General features: G+C 50.2%; 1 protein-coding gene and 1 pseudogene. Both read left to right on the forward strand.

The window, feature by feature from the left end; all coding sequences use genetic code 11:
- Position 1: 1 nt before the first annotated feature.
- A pseudogene (locus VB081_RS06205) lies at positions 2-319 on the forward strand (amidoligase family protein); the annotation flags it as partial.
- A gap of 147 nt (positions 320-466) precedes the next feature.
- Positions 467-1,654, forward strand: a 1,188-nt coding sequence (locus VB081_RS06210) for a site-specific integrase (RefSeq protein ID WP_323399963.1), incomplete at its 3' end; no start/stop codon positions are given.

The raw sequence follows: 1,654 nt of genomic DNA on the forward strand, positions 1-1,654 counted from the left end.
AATTGAAATGACCGGGATTACACGAAGCCGCGCCGCCGAGGTGATTGCCGAACATTTCGGCACGACAAAAGAATATGAGGGCAGCTTCTACGATGCCTATTATGCCTGTGACAGCCAGCGGCGCAAATGGAAGGTCATGAGCGACGGCAGTATTGATTGCCAAAAGAAAGACGGCCGCAGAAAAATCAGCGCCGACAGGAATTACAGCGTGGAGCTGGTCAGTCCCATCTGCCAGTACCAGGATATCGAAACTGTGCAGGAATTGATTCGCAAGCTCCGGGAAGCCGGAGCATTTGTGAATTCCTCCTGCGGTATCCATTATGACAAGAAGAACATTATGCTGAGTTGCTTGGCATTTTTAGCTGTATAGCACGCTCTAGCTCTCACGGTTGATTGATTTTCTTTGCATAATATTCCACACTCATATCATCCCAATCAAGGGAAATATTTTTGTGGAGGTATCGAAATGAATCAACTAACCCCAAATCAATCACCAGTTCAAGCACTTGTCAACAGACTTGAATCGTATCTGGTGACACAAAATTACACCGTTGACACCCTACGGCACTATCGGCACGTCTGGCGACAGCTTGCCTGTTACGCCGATGAGAAAGGAATCGTAACTGCCGACGCCGAGTGGATGACGCAGTTTTTGCGCGAACATTACGGCATCAGCGATGGGAACTCGCTTACCAGAACGCAAAAAACCTATTACCGCGCCGCCGGTATGCTCTGCGATTTTCAGCGGTATGGGTATGTATTGCGTCGCAATCATACTAAGCGGGAGATATTCCCCCGGCGATACCAGTGCATATTTGAAGCAGCGGAGAAATATTGCGCACAAAACCGCATAGCAGAGAGAACACGACGGCAGTTTAGCGTACACCTACGCAGATTCGTATCCTTCTTGGAATCACGGAACCTGCGGATAGAAGCGATTGAAGCGGCTCATATGCGCGAGTATTTCCTTACGCTTGAGCCGCTGGCGAAGACCACTGTTGCCTTTGATCTTTATGTATTGCGTTCTGTTCTGCCCCTGCTGTTTGCGGACGGCGTCACCTCGTCGGATTTGTCATTGCTCTGCCCTTCGGTGCGCGTCCCAGCTAGAGCCAAAATCCCATCGGCATACTCGCCGGAAGATATTCAGGCAATTCTGGATGCCGTGGACAGGGAAAACCCGCAGGGAAAACGCGATTACGCAATCCTGTTGCTTGCCGCCCGGCTTGGATTGCGTGTCGGCGACATCCGCGAACTGCGCTTTGAAAATATTCGCTGGGATGAGGCTGAAATCCGTTTTATTCAAAGCAAAACCGGCAACGAGATTGTCCTTCCGCTTTCCCATGAGCTTGGATGGGCGCTCATTGACTATGTGAAAAACGGACGTCCCATAACCGACAGCAAAGTCATATTTGTGCGCCACATCGCCCCATATGATGCATTCGGGAAAAACAACAATCTTAATAGCATTATTTCCAAGTACTTTAAAGCAGCCAACATCCATGTGCCTCCGGGCAAAAGGCACGGAATGCATGTGTTCCGCCACAGCCTGGCGAGCAGCATGCTGGCAAATGGAACGCCGCTGCCGGTTGTGTCGGAAGCCCTTGGTCACAGTGAGACGAATACCACCGCCAGATATCTTAAAATTGCTGTCGAG

The organism is Christensenella sp., from assembly GCF_034927525.1.
GTDB lineage: Bacteria > Bacillota > Clostridia > Christensenellales > Christensenellaceae > Christensenella.